The organism is Mycobacterium sp. DHQP2018-32-09 (assembly GCF_058148405.1).
The window spans coordinates 88,869-106,917 of sequence record NZ_JBYVYK010000009.1; the positions used below are offsets into that span (position 1 = coordinate 88,869).

17 protein-coding genes are annotated in these 18,049 nt (G+C 70.6%); 10 read left to right on the forward strand and 7 right to left on the reverse strand.

All coding sequences use genetic code 11. The features are described from left to right. Positions 1-20 precede the first annotated feature (20 nt). The 4 genes from qcrB to ctaE form a co-directional block, all read right to left on the reverse strand. Positions 21-1,733, reverse strand: coding sequence for a cytochrome bc1 complex cytochrome b subunit (gene qcrB, locus AC30CM_RS06850; protein WP_490116084.1), 1,713 nt, complete (start codon positions 1,731-1,733; stop codon positions 21-23). After that, positions 1,730-2,929: a cytochrome bc1 complex Rieske iron-sulfur subunit gene (gene qcrA / locus AC30CM_RS06855; RefSeq protein ID WP_490116085.1), complete on the reverse strand. Its 1,200-nt coding sequence runs from the start codon at positions 2,927-2,929 to the stop codon at positions 1,730-1,732. The genes qcrB and qcrA overlap by 4 nt, the downstream gene beginning before the upstream one ends. Beyond that, on the reverse strand, positions 2,926-3,768 hold the full coding sequence (gene qcrC, locus AC30CM_RS06860; protein ID WP_490116086.1) for a cytochrome bc1 complex diheme cytochrome c subunit: 843 nt from the start codon (positions 3,766-3,768) through the stop codon (positions 2,926-2,928). Before qcrC ends, qcrA begins: the two co-directional genes overlap by 4 nt. A 68-nt stretch (positions 3,769-3,836) precedes the next feature. Next, entirely contained in the window at positions 3,837-4,448 is a 612-nt protein-coding gene (gene ctaE / locus AC30CM_RS06865; RefSeq protein WP_490116087.1) for an aa3-type cytochrome oxidase subunit III, read from the reverse strand. Positions 4,449-4,620: 172 nt separating this feature from the next. Here ctaE and trpD point away from each other — a divergent pair, with 172 nt between their 5' ends. After that, positions 4,621-5,688 (forward strand): anthranilate phosphoribosyltransferase, encoded by a 1,068-nt coding sequence (gene trpD, locus AC30CM_RS06870; protein ID WP_490116112.1) that lies wholly within the window; start codon positions 4,621-4,623, stop codon positions 5,686-5,688. 49 nt (positions 5,689-5,737) lie between these two features. On the opposite strand, the gene AC30CM_RS06875 is transcribed toward trpD, so the two are convergent. After that, the gene (locus AC30CM_RS06875; protein ID WP_490116088.1) at positions 5,738-7,579 is read right to left on the reverse strand and encodes a DEDD exonuclease domain-containing protein; all 1,842 of its coding nucleotides are present in this window, start codon (positions 7,577-7,579) and stop codon (positions 5,738-5,740) included. 125 nt (positions 7,580-7,704) lie between these two features. On the opposite strand from AC30CM_RS06875, the gene AC30CM_RS06880 reads away from it, so the two are divergent. From AC30CM_RS06880 to AC30CM_RS06895, 4 genes are all read left to right on the forward strand, one after another. Continuing rightward, entirely contained in the window at positions 7,705-7,944 is a 240-nt protein-coding gene (locus AC30CM_RS06880; RefSeq protein ID WP_490116113.1) for a hypothetical protein, read from the forward strand. A 152-nt stretch (positions 7,945-8,096) separates the two neighbouring features. Then, positions 8,097-9,236 (forward strand): peptidoglycan hydrolase RipC, encoded by a 1,140-nt coding sequence (gene ripC, locus AC30CM_RS06885; RefSeq protein ID WP_490116089.1) that lies wholly within the window; start codon positions 8,097-8,099, stop codon positions 9,234-9,236. Next, positions 9,205-10,149, forward strand: coding sequence for a peptidase (locus tag AC30CM_RS06890; protein WP_490116090.1), 945 nt, complete (start codon positions 9,205-9,207; stop codon positions 10,147-10,149). Before ripC ends, AC30CM_RS06890 begins: the two co-directional genes overlap by 32 nt. Before the next feature lie 10 nt (positions 10,150-10,159). Further along, on the forward strand, positions 10,160-11,302 hold the full coding sequence (locus AC30CM_RS06895; protein WP_490116091.1) for a glycosyltransferase family 4 protein: 1,143 nt from the start codon (positions 10,160-10,162) through the stop codon (positions 11,300-11,302). Between the two features lie 3 nt (positions 11,303-11,305). Here AC30CM_RS06895 and AC30CM_RS06900 read toward each other — a convergent pair whose 3' ends face one another. After that, the gene (locus AC30CM_RS06900) at positions 11,306-13,105 is read right to left on the reverse strand and encodes an AMP-dependent synthetase/ligase (protein WP_490116092.1); all 1,800 of its coding nucleotides are present in this window, start codon (positions 13,103-13,105) and stop codon (positions 11,306-11,308) included. 78 nt (positions 13,106-13,183) lie between these two features. On the opposite strand from AC30CM_RS06900, the gene AC30CM_RS06905 reads away from it, so the two are divergent. From AC30CM_RS06905 to AC30CM_RS06925, 5 genes are all read left to right on the forward strand, one after another. Beyond that, positions 13,184-13,573, forward strand: a complete 390-nt coding sequence (locus AC30CM_RS06905; protein WP_490116093.1) for a polyketide cyclase / dehydrase and lipid transport — start codon at positions 13,184-13,186, stop codon at positions 13,571-13,573. A gap of 90 nt (positions 13,574-13,663) precedes the next feature. Beyond that, positions 13,664-14,101, forward strand: a complete 438-nt coding sequence (locus tag AC30CM_RS06910; RefSeq protein ID WP_490116094.1) for an SRPBCC family protein — start codon at positions 13,664-13,666, stop codon at positions 14,099-14,101. Next, positions 14,094-15,347, forward strand: coding sequence for an ArsA family ATPase (locus AC30CM_RS06915; protein WP_490116114.1), 1,254 nt, complete (start codon positions 14,094-14,096; stop codon positions 15,345-15,347). The genes AC30CM_RS06910 and AC30CM_RS06915 overlap by 8 nt, the downstream gene beginning before the upstream one ends. Beyond that, the gene (locus AC30CM_RS06920; protein WP_490116095.1) at positions 15,344-15,772 is read left to right on the forward strand and encodes a hypothetical protein; all 429 of its coding nucleotides are present in this window, start codon (positions 15,344-15,346) and stop codon (positions 15,770-15,772) included. The genes AC30CM_RS06915 and AC30CM_RS06920 overlap by 4 nt, the downstream gene beginning before the upstream one ends. Positions 15,773-15,868: 96 nt before the next feature. Next, complete coding sequence (locus AC30CM_RS06925; protein ID WP_490116096.1) at positions 15,869-16,585, forward strand: lysophospholipid acyltransferase family protein; 717 nt, start codon at positions 15,869-15,871, stop codon at positions 16,583-16,585. Between the two features lie 9 nt (positions 16,586-16,594). Here the strand turns inward: AC30CM_RS06925 and AC30CM_RS06930 are convergent, their stop codons facing one another. Continuing rightward, positions 16,595-17,920, reverse strand: a complete 1,326-nt coding sequence (locus tag AC30CM_RS06930; RefSeq protein ID WP_490116097.1) for a glycosyltransferase 87 family protein — start codon at positions 17,918-17,920, stop codon at positions 16,595-16,597. Positions 17,921-18,049 lie beyond the last annotated feature (129 nt).

Here is an 18,049-nt window from a genome sequence, read left to right on the forward strand (position 1 = left end):
GGGCCGCGCCGTGTCGGTGATTAGTGGTGTCCGTTCGAACCGTTGCCGTTCGAACCGTTCCCGTTCGAGCCGTTGCCGTGCCCGTTCGTCCCGTGCCCGTTGGAGCCATGACCATTCGAGCCGTGCTCGTGGTCCTGGTACTCCTTGAGCGCCGTCAGGGCCCGGCTGTGCGAGGCATGCTCGGCGTCGGTGATCGCCCGGCTCTCGGTGACGGGGTCCGGGAACAGGAAGCTGCCCGTACCCGTGGAACCGCCGGAACCCAACTTGTTCATGCGCTTGGGCAACGGAGCGCCCTGGTACTCGAGCGGGATCGGATGACCGTGCTCGTCGACCGGGCCGAGCGGCTGGTGCAGCTCGACGTAGGCACCGTGCGGCAGCCGCTTGATGATGCCGGTCTCGATACCGTGCTCGAGGACCGCGCGGTCGCTGCGCTGCAGCGCGACGGCCCAGCGGTAGGCGATGTAGTAGACGAGCGCCGGCAGCACCACCAGACCGATGCGGCCGATCCACGTCGTCGCGTTCAGCGAGATGTGGAACTTCAGCGCGATGATGTCGTTCATGCAGGCGAACGTCAGCAGGATGTAGAACGAGACCGCCATCGCGCCGATCGCGGTGCGCACCGGTGCGTCCCGCGGGCGCTGCAACAGGTTGTGGTGCGCATCGTCACCGGAGAACTTCTTCTCCATGAACGGCCACGCGATGAGCAGCATGAACACCAAGCCCATGCCCACCGCGATCCAGAACGGCTGGGGAATGGTGTGGTTGCCGATGTAGATCTCCCACGCGGGGAACAGGCGGATCAGGCCGTCGGTCCACATCATGTAGAAGTCCGGCTGGCTACCCGCCGACACCTGCGAGGGTTTGTACGGTCCCAACACCCAGATCGGGTTGATCTGCAGCAGACCGCCCATGAGCCCGATGATGCCGGTGGTGATGGCGAAGAACGCGCCCGACTTGAAGGCGAACACCGGCATGACGCGCACGCCGACCACGTTCTTCTCGGTGCGGCCCGGGCCGGGGAACTGCGTGTGCTTCTGGAACCACACCAGCGCCAGGTGGGCGCCGATGAGCGCCAGGATGATGCCCGGGATCAGCAGGATGTGCAGCGCGTAGATGCGCGGGATGAAGATCGTGCCGGGGAAGTCGCCACCGAACAGCGCCCAGTGCAGCCACGTGCCCACCACCGGGACGCTCATCGTGATGCCCGACAGGGCGGCGCGGACGCCGGTGCCCGACAGCAGGTCGTCGGGCAGCGAGTATCCGAAGAAGCCCTCGAACATCGCGAGGATCAGCAGCAGCGAGCCGATGACCCAGTTGGCCTCGCGGGGCCTGCGGAACGCGCCGGTGAAGAAGATGCGTGCCAGGTGCACCATGATCGACGCCGCGAACAGCAGTGCCGCCCAGTGGTGGACCTGCCGGACGAACAGGCCGCCGCGCACCTCGAAGCTGATGTCCAGGGCGGTGGCGTACGCCTTCGACATCTGCACGCCGTTGAGCGGCTGGTAGACGCCGTGGTAGGTCACCTCCGCCATCGACGGGTCGAAGAACAGGGTGAGGTACACGCCGGTGAGCAGCAGGATGACGAAGCTGTACAGCGCGATCTCACCGAGCAGGAACGACCAGTGCGTCGGGAAGACCTTGTTCAGCTGACGACGCACGGCCGCCGACGGGTGATACCTCGAATCGATTGCGTCGCCTTGCGCGGCGGCCATGTCAGCGAGTTTGGGACTCATGAGCGACGCTCCCAGAATGCCGGTCCGACGGGTTCGATGAAGTCGCCGTTGGCGACCAAGTACCCGTCCTGGTCAATCGTGACGGGTAGCTGTGCGAGGGCGCGTGCGGCCGGGCCGAAGATCGGCTTGGCGAAGTGCAGCGCGTCGAACTGCGACTGATGGCAGGGGCACAGAATGCGGTAGGTCTGCTGCTCGTACAGCGACGAGGGGCATCCCAGGTGGGAGCAGACCTTGGTGTAGGCGAACAGATCGCCGAAGTTGAAGCTCTCCTGGCCCTGCCGCTTGACCACGCGGGGCAGGTCCTCGGGCCGGATGCGGATGAGCATCACGGGGTTGCGCACGCCCATGGCGATCTCGGTGAGCTTGTGCGACGACTCGACGGTGGTGCCGTCGCCGTCGGACTCGCGCCACGGGAACACGGTCTCCATGCCGCCCGCGTCGAGGTCCTCGGGACGCATCTTGACGAACGGCGACTCGCCGGGCAGCCCGGTGGCACGGGCCAGGTAGATGGTCTCGCCCTGGAAGCGCGGGGTCCAGCCCGACGTCCACAGCACGGCCTTCTTGCCCTCGGCGGTGGGGACCACCGGCTTCCACGGGTTCTTGATCAGTCCGCCGACGAACGCCACCGCGGTGCCGAGGCCGAACGCGCCGAGACCGATGCCCAGCGACAGCCCGATGAGCTTGCGCCGCTTGATCGTCGACCCCTCGAGGGCGTCGGTGAGGTTGGCGGCCACCGTCTTGCGCTGGAGTTCGGGGGAGGCGCCGTCGTGGCGCTCCTGGATCGAGATCTCCTCGGGGATGAACTTCTTCTGGAACAGCACGGCGCCGATGCCGATGGCCAGCACCGAGAGCCCGAAGGTGAGGCCGTACAGCGGGGTGGCCAGGGTGTAGAGGAACTCGCCCTCGGACCCGAACGGCTTGTACTCCCACGGCCAGAACAGGAAGACCAGCAACAGGGCCAGGCCCGCGACGCCGCCGAGCATGAACCAGTAGGCGACGGCGCGCTCGGCGCGCTTCTCCGCCTTGGTGCCCTCGACGGGCCAGCGCGGCTCCTTGAAGACGGTCTGGACGCCGTCGAGCTTGCCGCCGAGTTCGACGAGCTGCTCACGCGTCATCTGCGCCAGCTGCGCATCGGTGGGCTCGCCGGGCGTGCCCGTCTGACCGGGAGTGTCCGAACCCTTGACGTCGTCGCTCATGCCCTTGCCCCTACCCACATCGCCGCGGCGATGACCGCAACCATTCCGATGATCCAGGCCGCCATGCCCTCGGTCGTCGGGCCGAACCCGCCGAGCCCGTAACCGCCGGGGCTGGGCGTCTCGGCTGCCTCGTGGACGTAGGCGACGATGTCGCGCTTCTCCTCGGGAGACAGCTGGCGGTCGGAGAACTTGGGCATGTTCTGCGGGCCGGTGAGCATCGCCGTGTACACCTGCGCCGGCACCTTCGCGGCATCGCCGAGGTCGGGCGCGTACTTGCCCGACGACAGGGCGCCGCCCTTGCCGGTGAAGTTGTGGCACGACGCGCAGTTCAGGCGGAACAGGTCGCCACCGCGCGCGACGTCGCTGCCGAGCAGCGATTCGCTGGCGATGCCACCGTTCTCGTCGCGCGGGACGACCGGGCCGCCGCCGTTGGCCTGCACGTAGGCGCCGAGCGCGTCGATCTGGTGCTCGTCGAACGACGGGGCCTTGCGCTGGGCCTGTGCCTCACCGCGCATGGCGGGCATGCGGCCGGTGGAGACCTGGAAGTAGACGGCGGCCTCGCCGGTGCCGATGAGGCTGGGGCCGCGGTCGGGAACACCCTGCAGGTTCGCGCCGTGGCACGTCACGCAGGACGTCTCGAACAGCTGCTTGCCGGTGCGCAGCAGCGCCATCTGCGACTCGTCGGCCTGGGCCACCTGCGGCTTGGGAGTCAACGTGGCCGCGAGGCCACCGGCGACTACGAGCCCGACCATCAACAGCAGCGCTGCTGACAGGCGTCGGCGGAACCGACGCCGCTTGATCGTCGCCGGCTTCCCGGCTCCGGGCGCCTTGCTGGTCATCGAACCCCTTCTGATCAGACGCATCGGGTTGGTGGACGTGGGACGGTCCGACGAATCGCTCATCGGGCTCATCGCACGAAGTAGATGACGGCGAAGAGGGCGATCCACACGATGTCGACGAAGTGCCAGTAGTACGACACGACGATGGCGGCGGTCGCCTGCGCCGGGGTGAACTTGCTCATCCGGGTGCGCAGCAGCAGCAGCACGAAGGCGACCAGACCGCCGATGACGTGCAGGCCGTGGAAGCCGGTCGCGAGGTAGAAGACCGTGCCGTAGGCGCTGCCCGGGATGGTCGTGCCCTCGTGCACCAGGTGGTAGTACTCGTAGCCCTGGCCGCACACGAAGAACGTGCCCATGGCCAGCGTCAGCAGGTACCACCGGCGCAGGCCGTAGACGTCGCCGCGCTCGGCGGCGAAGACGCCCATCTGGCAGGTGAACGACGACGCGATGAGGACCAGGGTCACCGGCACCGCCAGCGCGAGGTTCAGCTCGGTGGGCTTCGGCGGCCAGTCACCCCCCGCCTGGGCGCGGGCAGTGAAGTACATCGCGAACAGTCCAGCAAAGAACATCAGCTCGCTGGAAAGCCATACGATCGTGCCAACACTGACCATGTTGGGTCGGTTCAGCGAATGGATTCGCGACGTGATCGCGGTTCCCGAAGTGCCTACAGCGCTCGTCACATCAAGAAGTATGACGCTTTGTAGTTGGCCAACTCCAGCCGGGTCGACAGATTGTCACAAACGTGTCGCGATCTGGGGCCTTCCCCGGGGGCCGACAGTGGTGAGTCAGTGGGGAGTCGATGGCCTCGGCGGGCGTGCCGGCCGCGCCACCCGTCGCGGCGCTGGCACTACGCTGACCCGCGTGGCTTCCGAAGAGACCCCCACCTGGCCCCAGATCCTCGGCCGGCTGACCACCGGTCAGTCGCTGCTCACCGGCGAGGCGGCCTGGGCCATGGATCAGATCATGACCGGCGTCGCCACGCCCGCCCAGATCGCCGGTTTCGCGGTGTCGATGAAGATGAAGCGGCCGACGTCGGCCGAGGTCGCCGAACTCGCCGACATCATGCTGCGGCACGCGCGCCGGGTGCCGACCGAGGAGATCGGCCGGGAGACCGTCGACGTGGTCGGCACCGGCGGGGACGGCGCCAACACCGTGAACCTGTCGACGATGGCGTCGATCGTGGTGGCGGCGTGCGGCGTGCCCGTGATCAAGCACGGCAACCGGGCGGCGTCGTCGCTGTCCGGCGGCGCCGACACGCTGGAGGCGCTCGGGGTGAAGATCGACGTGGGCCCCGAGGACGTCGCCCGCAGCGTCGCGGAGGTGGGCATCGGGTTCGCGTTCGCACCGCAGTTCCATCCGTCGTACCGCCACGCCTCGGTGGTGCGCCGCGAGATCGGCGTGCCGACGGTGTTCAACCTGCTCGGACCGCTGACCAACCCGGCGGCGCCGCGGGCAGGCCTGATCGGTTGCGCGTGGGGCGATCTGGCCGAGGTGATGGCCGGCGTGTTCGCCCAGCGCGGTTCCAGCGTGCTCGTGGTGCACGGCGACGACGGCCTCGACGAGCTGACCACCACGACCACCAGCACGATCTGGCGCGTGCAGGCGGGCACGGTCGAGCGGCTGACGTTCGACCCGGCGGCGTTCGGCTTCCAGCGGGCGCATCTGAGCGAGTTGATGGGCGGCGACGCCGAGGCCAACGCCAAGTCGGTGCGGGAGGTCTTCAGCGGGGCCAGGGGGCCGGTGCGCGACGCCGTGGTGCTCAACGCCGCGGGCGCGATGGTGGCTCACGCCGGGCTGTCCAGCGAGGCCAAGTGGGTGCCTGCGTGGGAGTCCGGCCTGGCCCGCGCGACGGCGGCCATCGACTCCGGGGCTGCCGAGCAGCTGCTGGGCCGGTGGGCGCGCTTCACCCAGAAGCTCTGAACCCCCGAAACTCTGAAACCGGAGGGTCCGGCGGGGCGGGCGCCGCGCGTCAGGACGCGCGGGCGTCGACGCTGCGGGACCGGCCGAGCCCGCCGACGCCGTACCGGTCGTCGAAGGTCTCGGCGTCGAGTCGCTGCGCGGCCGCCCGGGCCGAGCGGGCGAGCGCGGCCCAGGCTGCGTGCGCGCCCGCCGCGCCGATCGGGCTGGCGTAACCGTCACCCGAGGTGGTCTGGACCCGCACGATCCGAACCCCCGGCTGTGCCAGCCAGCGGGCGATCAGCGCCGTCTCCTCGACCAGTGCGCCGCCCAGCGGCGCCTGCCGCGGCACGATGGTCTGCGCTCCCGCCGAGATGGCGTCGACGACGGGCATCGGCGGGACCCCGCGCACCGCGCAGCCCGACGCGCACAGCTGCCCGTGGCGCACCACGACGAGATGCCATCCGCCGGCGCCGTCCGGGCGTGCGGCGACGAGTTCGTCGACGTCGGCCAGCGCCCGCAGCCGCTGGCCGCGCCACAGCGCCTCGATGGCCGTGGCGGCATGGTCGCGCAACCGGGCGGCGGTCTCGTAGCGGCCGCGGGCCGCCAGGTCCTCGATCTGGGCCAGCACGTCGGCGATGGCGGCGCGGCAGGTCCCCGCGACGAGTGCGCCCGCGCGCTGCGGTGCCGCGGCGTAGTCGGCGGCGCTGACGTCGCGCGGTGCCGGGCACGGTGCGAGTTCCCGTGGCGGACAGGCGGGGCCGTGCCGCACCGTGCGGCCCAACCTGCTGGTGCACGTGCGCACGCCGGTCGACCTGGCGAGCAGTTCGGCGGTCTCGGCGGCGTCGGCGCGGACGCGGAACGGACCGACGACGTGGGGCTGCGTGGGTGCGCGCACCACCGAGAACCGGGGGAAGGCCTCGTCGGTGAGCGTGACCCACCACCACCGGTGCGGGAACTTCGACCGGCGGTTGTACGGCGGTGCGTGGGCGGCGAGCAGTCGCAGTTCGCGCACCCCGGCCTCGAGGTCGTGGGCGCATTCGACGTGGTCGACCTTGGTGGCCAGGGCCACCATCTCCTTCATCCGGGTGCGCGGTTCGGATCCGGTGAAGTACTGCCCGACGCGGCGACGCAGGTCGACCGCGGTGCCCACGTAGAGCACCTCCTCGGCGGGCCCGCGGAACAGGTACACGCCCGGGGTGCGCGGCAGGGCGGTGGCCAGGTGCCGCTTGCCGCGCTGCGCGGTCGAGACGTTCGGCAGGTAGGCCCGCAGGTCGGCGAACGTGTGCACGCCGCGGTTGCCCACCCGCTCGATGAGCCCGTGCAGCACGTCGACGGTGGCGCGGGCGTCGTCGAGCGCGCGGTGCGTCGGAGTGGTGCGCGCGTGGAACAGCTCGGCCAGGGCGGAGAGCTTGACGCTGGGCGCCTCGTCGCGCGTCAGCACGCGACGTGCCAGCTTCACGGTGCACAGCACCGGCGGCCGCGGCCAGGTGAGGTCGGCGCGGGCCGCAGCCGCCTTGAGGAAACCCACGTCGAAACCCGAGTTGTGCGCCACCAGCACTGCGCCGCGGGCGAATTCGAGGAACGCGGGCAGGACGGACTCGATGCGGGGGGCGTCGCACACCATGGCGGTGGTGATGCCGGTGAGCGCGACGATCTGGGGTGGGATGGAGCGGCCCGGGTCGACCAGGGTGCCCAGTTCGCCGAGGATCTCGCCGCCCCGCACCTTGACGGCGCCGATCTCGGTGATCTGGTCGTGATCGCCCCGGCCGGGGGCGCTCTCGGTGGCGCGGCCGCCCGTGGTCTCGAGGTCGACGACGACGAACGTGGTGTCGCGCAGCGACAGGCCGAACGACTCCTCGTCGAGCGCGTCGAACGACAGCTGTTCGGCTTCGGCGAGACGCGGGCGACCCATGGCGGTGACCGTAAGCCCCGCGACCGACATCGCGACGGGTCCCACGCCGGTCCCCTCGGGCGTCGGCCCCGTCTGTCGGTGCCCGCCGTTAGCGTGCGGGCATGTCGACCACGAGGAGAGACGCCATGCCGCCGGAGGAACCAGGACAGCGGGCACCGGACACCGGATCGGTGACCATCGACTGCGATGACTGCGCCGTGCGCGGCCCGGGCTGCAGCGACTGTGTCGTCACTGTTTTGCTGGGAGTTCCCGAGACGCTGCGCGATGACGAACGGCGAGCGCTGGAAGTGCTGGCTGAGGTAGGTTTGGCGCCGAGGTTGCGGTTGGTCCCCATCCACCGCGCCGGGGAATCGGGAGTTGCCTGACGACACCGTGGTCGTTCCGCAGCGAAAAAATTCCCTTGCGCCTGTTAAATTCGGGTCTTCTGTTGGACAAGCCCGATGCCGTTTCGTAACCTATTCGAGACCAAATCGCAGTTCGACGCGGCACGCTACGGCAGTTGAAGGACGCTATTACCTTGAGGCTCGACCGCACGCACCGGAACACACGTGGAATTCGTCGACCCGTCGCTGGTGCGATAGCTGGGCTGACCCTGCTCTCGGGTGTGCTGGCCAGCGGTGTGCAGGCCGATCCGGCCGACGATGCCCTGGCAAAGCTCAACGAATTGTCCCGCGAGGCCGAACAGACCACCGAGGCGATGCACAGCGCCCAGCTGGATCTCGATCAGAAGGTCTCGGCCCAACAGGTCGCGGATGCTCAGCATGCCGCCGACGCTGCCGCCGCCGACGCGGCGCAGACACAGCTGGCTACCTTCCAAGGTGCCGTCAACAAGGTTGCTGCCGCCCAGTACATGGGGGGCCGTACCGACGGGCTGACCGCCATGCTCACCGCCGACTCGCCGCAGCGGCTCATCGACCAACTCGCCGTCCAGCGGGTCATGGCCACCGAGATGTCGGCCCAGATGAAGAACTTCGCCAAGGTCAACGAGGACGCCGCCCGCGCCGAGCAGGCCTCCGAGAAGTCGGCCGCCGATGCCAAGACCGCCGCCGAGCAGGCGGCCGCCGTCCGCGCCGACCTCCAGAACAAGCAGAGCAAGCTGCAGGTGCAGATCGCCGTCGTCAAGTCGCAGTACTCGGCGCTGACCCCGGCCCAGCGCGAGACCCTCGCCGCCATCCCGCCGGCCCCGGCCGCCATTCCGCCCGCCCCCGACGCCGTACCGCCGGGCGACGGCGGCCCCGAGGTCTTGGCCGCTGCACCCATGCCGAACCTCGCCCCGCCGGAGGGTGCGGTACCCGCCCCAGGTCCCGGCGGACCCGAGGGCGTGACGGCCGTGCAGGCCGCGCTGACCCGACTCGGCTCGCCGTACTCGTGGGGTGCCTCGGGCCCGAACGCATTCGACTGCTCCGGTCTGGTGATGTGGGCCTTCCAGCAGGCGGGCGTCTCGCTGCCACACTCCAGCCAGGCCCTCGCCCGCGGTGGCGAGCCGGTGTCGATGGATCAGATGCAGCCCGGCGACCTCATCACCTACTACGGCGATGCCTCGCACGTCGGCATCTACATCGGTGACGGCATGATGGTGCATGCCTCCACGTACGGCTCACCGGTTGCCGTGGCACCGGTGAACAATGCACCCATCCACAACGTCCGCCGCTACTGAGTCCGCCGGTACTGGCTCCGCCGGCACTGGCTCCGCTGGTACCGAGTCCGCCGGTACCAATCCTTCGGCAGGTCCGGCCGTCGCCCGTCGCGGCGCCGTCGCGCTGATCCTGGCCGTCGAATTCGTCCTGGCCTGCCTGCTGCTCTCGGGATGGCGGGCCCCGGCGTCACCGCCCGCCGCGTCGGCGACCCCGACCCCGGCCCTGGCTCCGACCCCGAACCCGAACCCGGCCCCAACCCCGGCACCCGCTGCCCGCCAGTTCACCGTGATCCCGCTGGGCGGGTCGGCCGCCGCCGCCCTCGCCGAGCGCATCCGCGCCGAGACCCCCACCGCCGAGGCGGCCGTCACGGCGTTCTGGGGTGACGACTGGCGCCGTGACGTGGAGATCGTCGTCACCGATTCCGCCGATCGGTTCGCCGCGCTGGGCAACGGCGGCCGCGAGTTCAGCCCCGACATCGCCGCCGTGACCACCGGCGAGCGCATCGTGTTCGCGCCGGGAGCCGCCGGCATGGGTCCCGGAGCCCTGCGAATCGTGCTGCGCCACGAACTCTTTCACTACGCCGCCCGGCTCGCGACCGCTGCCGACGCGCCGCGCTGGCTCACCGAGGGCGTCGCCGACTACGTCGGCCGACCTGCCGCGCCGCGACCGGGACCGGCGGCCGCCGCCGAACTGGCCCGGCTGCCCACCGACGCCGACCTCGACGACCCCGGGGCCGTGCGATCACAGGCCTACGACCGCGCCTGGTGGTTCGCGCGCTTCGTCGCCGACCGCTACGGCGTGGGCTCGCTGCGCGCGCTCTACGTCGCCGCCTGTGCGCCCGGGCACGCCGACGTCCCCACCGCCATCCGCACCACGCTGGGCGTCGAGCCGCGCGAGCTGCTCGCGCAGTGGGGCCGCTGGCTGGCCGACTAGTCTCCCAACCATGGCTCGGGTGCTGCTGGTGACCAACGACTTTCCGCCGCGCCGCGGCGGCATCCAGTCCTACCTCGAGAACCTCGTCGACGAGCTGGTGGCCGCGGGTGAGCACCAGGTGACGGTGTACGCCCCGACATGGCGGGACTGCGCGGCCTACGACGAGCGCGCCGCCCGCAGCGGTTATCGCGTGGTGCGGCACCCGACGTCGCTGATGCTGCCCGAGCCCTCGGTGGCGCTGCGCATGCGCGACCTCATCCGCGCCGAGGACGTCGAGACGGTGTGGTTCGGCGCCGCCGCGCCGCTGGCCCTGCTCGAACCGCTGGCCAGGTCGGCGGGTGCACGCCGCGTCGTCGCCAGCACCCACGGCCACGAGGTGGGGTGGTCGATGCTGCCGTTGGCGCGAACCGCGCTGCGCCGCATCGGAACCGGCGTCGACGTGGTGACCTTCGTGAGCCGCTACACGCGCGGTCGCTTCGCCTCGGCGTTCGGGCCGCACGCGGCGCTGGAGTACCTCGCACCCGGCGTCGACACCGAACGCTTCCGACCCGACCCGGCCGCCCGCACCGCGATGCGGGAGCGCTACGGGCTGGGGGAGCGGCCGACGGTGGTGTGCGTGTCACGGCTGGTGCCCCGCAAGGGCCAGGACATGCTGATCCGGGCATTGCCCGCCGTGCGCGCTCACGTCGACGGGGCGGCGCTGGCGATCGTCGGCGGCGGTCCCCACCGCGACGAACTGCACCGTCTCGCGCGGCACGTCGGCGTCGCCGAGCACGTGGTGTTCACCGACGGCGTACCCGGCGCCGAGCTACCCGCGCACTACGCCATGGCCGACGTGTTCGCGATGCCGTGCCGCACGCGCGGCCGCGGCCTGGACGTCGAGGGTCTGGGCCTGGTCTATCTCGAGGCGTCGGCGACCGGGGTGCCCGTCGTCGCCGGCCGCTCGGGCGGCGCGCCGGAGTCGGTGCGCGACGGCGAGACCGGGCTGGTGGTCGACGGCGACGACCTGCCCGCCATCACCCGTGCGGTCACCGAGTTGCTCTCCGACCGCGACCGCGCCGCCCGGATGGGTGCGGCCGGGCTGCGCTGGGTGACCGAGCAGTGGCAGTGGAAGGCCAAGGCGCAACGCCTCGGCCAACTGCTGAGCGACTAGGCGCTACTTCGCGTAGAGCGCCGCGATGTCCGAGGCGAACTTCTCGGCCACCACCTTGCGCTTGACCTTCATGGTGGGGGTCAGCTCGCCGGTGTCCTCGGTGAAGTCGACCGGCAAGATGCGGAACTTACGGATCGACTCGGCATGGGAGACGGCCTGATTCGCGTCCTTCACGGCGAGGTCCACCTCGGCGCGCAGGTCGGGGTCGTCGGCGAGGTCGGCCACGGTGGCGTCGGCGCGCTTGCCGTTGCGCTCCTTCCACCCGGGGAAGGCCTCCGGGTCGATGGTGATGAGCGCGGCGATGAACGGCTGCTGGTCGCCGACGCACATGGCCTGGCTGATCAACGGGTGCGCCCGCAGCCTGTCCTCGAGCACGGCGGGGGCGACGTTCTTGCCGCCCGCGGTGACGATGATCTCCTTCTTGCGCCCCACGATGGTCAAGAAGCCCCGCTCGTCGATGGCGCCGAGGTCGCCGGTGTGGAACCAGTCGTCGGTGAAAACGGCCTTGGTCTCCTCGTCGTTGTTCCAGTAGCCCTTGAACACCACGCCACCGGAGACCAGCAGTTCACCGTCGTCGCCGAGTCGCATCGCGTTGCCCGGCACCAGCTTTCCGACCGAACCCACCTTGAGGTCGTCGACGCGGTTGACGGTGATCGCGGCGCTGGTCTCGGTCAGGCCGTAACCCTCGTAGATGGACAACCCCACGCCGCGGTAGAAGTGGCCCAGGCGGGCGCCCAGCGGTGCGCCGCCCGAGATCGCCGAACGGCAGTTCCCGCCGAGGGCTGCCCGCAGCTTGCCGTAGACCAGTTTGTCGAACACCGCGTGCTTGAGCTTGAGCACCAGTCCGGGGCCACCGGCGTCGAGCGCCTCGCTGTACTCGATGGCCGTCGCGGCGGCGATCGCGAAGATGCGGCCCTTGCCGTCGTTGCGCGCGTTTTGTTCTGCGGTGTTGTAGACCTTCTCGAACACCCGCGGCACCGAGACCACCAGCGTGGGGGTGAACACGCCGAGCGTGGGCACCAAGTTCTTGATGTCGCTGGTGAAGCCGAGCGTCACCCCGTTGGTGAACGCCGCCATGGTGATGGCGCGGGCCAGCACGTGCGCCAACGGCAGGAACACCAGCAGCTTCTGGCCCATGGCGAGCTGGTCGGGAAAACACGCCTTGGCGCCGCGGATCTCGTAGAGCAGATTGGAGTGCGTGAGCTGGCAGCCCTTGGGGCGGCCGGTGGTTCCCGACGTGTAGATCAGCGTCGCCGCGTCGGCGGACCGGATGGCGGCCAGGCGCGCGTCGAGTTCGGCCGCATCGGTGCCCGCGCCCGCCTCGGCGAGCACGTCGAGAGCGGCCGGGCCGGTGCCGTCGATGCGCAGCACCTCGCGCAGGTCGGGCAGCTCGCCGCGCAACTTCTCGACGGTGTCGGCGTGCCCGTCGGTCTCGGCGAACACGGCGACGGCACCGGAGTCGGCGAGCACGAACCGCACCTGCTCGGCCGACGACGTCTCGTAGATCGGCACCGTCACCGCACCGGTCGCCAGGATGGCGAAGTCGATGATGGCCCACTCGTACCGCGTGGCCGACAGCACCGCGACCCGGTCACCGGCGCGCACGCCCTTGGCGATCAGCCCCAGCGCCGTCGCGCGCACCTGTGCGGCGACCTCGGCGCACGTCACGTCGATCCAGGAGCCCCCGGCCTGACGTTGGGCGATGACGTGTGAGGGGTGGTCGCGTTCGTGGGAGAACACGGGCGCCACGACGCTGTCGTGCTCGTCGACGTTGAACGTTGCTGGTTCCGAGAACTCGCGCACGGGGGTCAGCCTAGCCGCGGGCCTGCAGGTCGCGGGGCCGGATGCCCCCGTATCCGGGGGTGTGTGAAGCTGGAGGCGATGAACAGCATCCAGATCGCCGACGAGACGTTCGTGTGCGCGGACCCCGCCGACGTGGGCGCGGCGGTGGCTCAGCCGTCGAGTTGGCGCCGCTGGTGGCCCGACCTGCGTCTGACGGTGGTGGAGGACCGCGGTCCGCTGGGGCACCGGTGGACGGTGACGGGGGCGCTCACCGGGTCCATGGAGGTCTGGCTGGAGCCGGTCATGGACGGTGTGGTGCTGCACTACTTCCTGCATGCCGAGCCCGCGGGGGTCTCGGCATGGGAGCTGTCCCGGATGGATCTGCCTGCGCTGAACCATCGGCGTCGGGTTGCCGGGAAGGCGATGTCGTTCGAGGTGAAGCAACGCCTCGAGCGGGCCCGCCCGGTCGGGGTGTCCCGGTTGGCCTGAGCGCCGCAGCCGTGACGGCCGGTAGCGGGTATCTTTGCGGTTCGGAGGGCGTGACGGACTCCGACGGCGGGCACGGCGGGAAGGGAACACGTGGCGGACAAGACGGCGCAGACGATCTTCATCGACGCCGAGCCGGGCACCGTGATGGACGTGATCGCCGACATCGGCTCCTACCCCGACTGGGTGGGGGAGTACCGGGAGACCGAGGTCCTCGAGGTCGACGACGACGGGTATCCGCAGCGGGCACGGCTGATGCTCGACGCCGCGGTGCTCAAGGACACGATGGTGCTGAACTACGTGTGGCCCGCCGACCGCATGTCGGTGACGTGGACCCTGGAGTCCAGCTCACTGCTCAAGGCGCTTGATGGTGCGTATCGGTTGCAGCCCAAGGGATCTGGCACCGACGTCACCTACGAACTCTCGGTGGATCTGATGATCCCGATGATCGGGCTGCTCAAGCGCAAGGCGGAGCGGCGGCTCACCGACACCGCGTTGAAGGATCTGAAGAAGCGAGTCGAGGCTGAGTGACGTAGGGACCAGGGTCAGCCTCTTCGTCGGCAAGGGCGGGGTGGGCAAGTCGACGCTGGCCACTGCGACCGCCGTGCGCGATGCCGGTGACGGGCAGCGGGTGTTGATCGTCTCGACTGATCAGGCGCACTCCACCGGCGACGTCCTCGGCGCGACGGTGGCGCCCACCGGCGAGCGCGCTCCGACGCGGATCCTCGCCGACCTCGACACCGGAACCGGTGGGGGCCTGCTGGACGCCCTGGCGCTCGACACGTTGGCACTGCTCGAGCGGCGGTGGCGCGAGGTGGCCGGCGTGCTGGCCGCCCGCTTCCCGGAGTCCGATCTGGGAAGCGTTGCCCCCGAAGAGCTTTCGGCACTCCCGGGCATTCAGGAGGTGCTGGGGCTGCACGAGGTGGGCGAGTTGGCGGCCAGTGGGCGGTGGGACCACGTGGTGGTCGACTGCGCCTCGACCGCCGACGCCATGCGCATGCTGACGCTGCCCGCGACGTTCGGGCTCTACGTCGAACGGGCCTGGCCGCGGCATCGCCGGCTGTCGCTGGGAGCCGAGGACGCACGGTCGGCCGGCGTGGTCGCCGTACTCGAACGCATCGCCGCGGGCACCGAACGCCTCGCCACGTGGCTGGTCGACGGGTCGCGCGTGGGTGCGCGCCTGGTCCTGACGCCGGAGCGGGTGGTGGCTGCCGAGGCGGTGCGCACCCTGGGTGCGTTGGCGCTCATGGGCGTCCGCGTCGAGGAGCTGATCGTCAACCAGGTGCTGCTGCAGGACGATTCGTTCGAGTACCACAACCTGCCCGCCCACCCCGCGTTCGACTGGTACGCCGAACGCATCGCCGAGCAGCGCACCGTCCTGACCGAACTGGACGCCGCCATCGGCGACGTCAAGCTGGTGCTGGTGCCCCACGTGGCCGGCGAACCGATCGGGCCCAAGGCGCTGGCCGAGCTGCTCGACGCGGCCCGCAGACGCGACGGCGCACCGCCGCCGGCGCCCCTGGCCCCCGTCGTCGACCGCGAGTCCGGAACCGGTCTCGAGGCCGTGTACCGCCTGCGGATAGAGTTGCCGCAGATCGACCCGGCCACGCTGACGTTGGGCAGGGTCGACGACGAGCTGATCATCGGGGCCGGTGGCATGCGTCGACGCGTCCGCCTGGCCTCGGTCCTGCGGCGGTGCATCGTCACCGACGCCGCGCTGTGCGGACGGGAGCTGACGGTGCGGTTCCGCCCGAATCCGGAGGTGTGGCCGGCATGAGCGACGACGCAGGCGGTTCGCGTCGGCACGCCGAACTCCCGCCCGAACTCCGTCAGCTCGCCCAGACCCTGCTCGACCGCCTCGACCCCGCCGTCCGGCTGGCCGCGGCCCGGGTCACCTCCGGCGGCACGGGCAAGTGCGACCAGGTGTGGTGCCCGGTGTGCGCGCTGGCCGCGCTGGTGACCGGCGAGCAGCACCCACTGCTGACGATCGTCGCCGAGCACAGCACCGCGCTGCTGACCGTGATCCGGGCGATGCTCGACGCGTCGACACCCGCGTCGTCGGCTCGGCCCGACGCCCCCGGGGAACCGGGCGGTCAGCCGCCGCCCGACGGTCCCGAACCGCCCCCGGCGAGCCCACCGCCTGCCGGCCCCGGCCGCTACGAACACATCCCGGTGACGTTCCAGAGCGGCCCGTCCGACTAGCAGCCCTCTGGCAGGTGCCTAGCCGTGGCCGACGCCACGGGGCGTGGGTAAAGTTGTCGCAGGGCACCGTCCGGGGCGCCCATCGCGGGAGGTCCGATGTGGTATTGGCTGTTCAAGTACGTGCTGCTCGGACCGTTGCTGGCCTTCATCGCTCGTCCGAAGATCGAAGGGGTCGAGAACATCCCGGACTCCGGCCCGATGATCCTGGCCAGTAATCACCTGGCGGTCATGGACAGCTTCTACCTGCCGCTGATGGTGAAGCGACGCATCACGTTCCTGGCCAAGTCGGAGTACTTCACCGGTACCGGCATCAAGGGTCGGCTCCTCGCGTGGTTCTACACGGCCGTGGGGCAGGTGCCCATCGACCGCACCGACGCCGACTCCGCGCAGGCCGCGCTGACCACCGCCGAGCGCATCCTGTCCGAGGGCAAGCTGCTCGGCATGTACCCCGAGGGCACCCGGTCGCCCGACGGCCGCCTCTACAAGGGCAAGACCGGCCTGGCCCGGCTCGCGCTCAAGACCGGTGTGCCCGTGGTCCCGGTCGCGATGATCGGCACCGACCGGGTCAACCCGCCCGGGAAGGGGCTGCGGTTCGCCCGCGTCCGGGTCCGCATCGGCACGCCGATGGACTTCTCCCGTTTCGAGGGGCTCGAGGGCAACCGGTTCATCGAGCGCGCCGTGATCGACGAGGTGGTCTACGAGCTGATGCGCCTGTCCGGCCAGGAGTACGTCGACCTGTACGCGGCCGACGTCAAGGAGGGCAAGGCCGGCGCCGCGCCCGCCAGCCGCATCCCCGAGTCCGCCGCAGGCTAGCGGGGCCCGCTAGTTGGAGTTCGCGGCGGGCACCGGTGGCACGCCCTCGGGTGCCGTCACCGGCGGCGGCGTGGAATCGGCGACGCGCGCCAGACGGCCCGCGACGCCGCCTGCCACCAGGATGAGCAGCAGCGCGAACCACAGGTAGGAGCTGCCCGCCAGCTGACGCCACAGCGGCGCCGCGGTCTCGCGGTGCGGGGTCAACAGGGTGATGGGGGTCCACACCATCAGCGCGACGCCGCAGGCGCTCACCGCGGCCAACGCTGCGTCGCGGTAGCGGTAGGCCACCACCACCAGCACCAGGATGGCCGGCAGCATCCACACCCAGTGGTGTGACCACGACACCGGGGACACCACCAACCCGAACATCGCCACGCACACCAGCGTCAGTACGGGAGCCTCGTCGAAGCGGCCGCGCAGGAGTCGGCGTCCCGCCCACACCGTCACCGCCAGCACCGCGAAGCAGGCCGCGACCCACAGCGCGAACCGCGACGCGTCGCCCACGCCCAGCCGGGCCAGCGTGCCCGCGATGTTCTGGTTGGTGTTGAGCGTCGCCGTCCCGATGCGGTCGGTGTCGTGCACGGTGACGCTCCAGTACTGCACGGAATCGCGGAACGCCAGCAGCAATCCCACCAGCGTGGCCGCCAGCGTCGAGGCGGCGGTGACCACGATGGCGCGGACGTCCTTGCGCAGCAACAGGTACAGCACGAACACCGCGGGCGTCAGCTTGAGCGCGACGCCGATGCCCAGCAGCAGCCCACGCGGCCACGGCGGCTTGCGCGGCACCAGGTCGGCGATCACCAGCGTCATCAGCACGACGTTGATCTGACCGAACTCGAAGTTCGCCCGGATCGGTTCGAAGTACACGACGGTGGGCGCCACGATCGCCGCGGCCAGCCACGCGCGCCGCGCCCACGCGGGCGTCCGCACGCGGCTCGCGACGTCCCAGATCCGCAGCCGCGTCAGCACGATCCACGTGGACACCATCAGCAGCAGGAACGTGATGGCGGTGATCGTCGCACTCGCCGCGGGCAGCGGCAGCCAGGCGAACGGGGCGAACACGATGGCCGCCAGCGGGGGATAGGTGAACGGCAGGTCGATGCCGCCGAGGGTGTGGAAGACCGTCTGATCGCTGTAGAGCGGGGTGCCGTCCAGCCAGGCGCGGCCGCCCATGCGATAGACGTCGATGTCGATGCGGTACGGCGTGTGGCCCAGCAACCTCCAGCCGGCCCACCCGACGGCCACCAGCGTCAGCACCTGGAACGCCCGCCACGCGGGCGCCGCTCCCACTGCTGCCCAGCTACGTGCCCGAACGGGCGTCTGCCGCTTACTCATCTCGACCGACAGCGTATCGGGGCGATTCGGCGCGTCGGGGACCAACCACCGCGCGGCGGGTGCAGGTCGGCGTAAGTTTTCGGCCGTGGACCCCTGGACATTGGGATTCGATTTCGTCCCACGCGACCG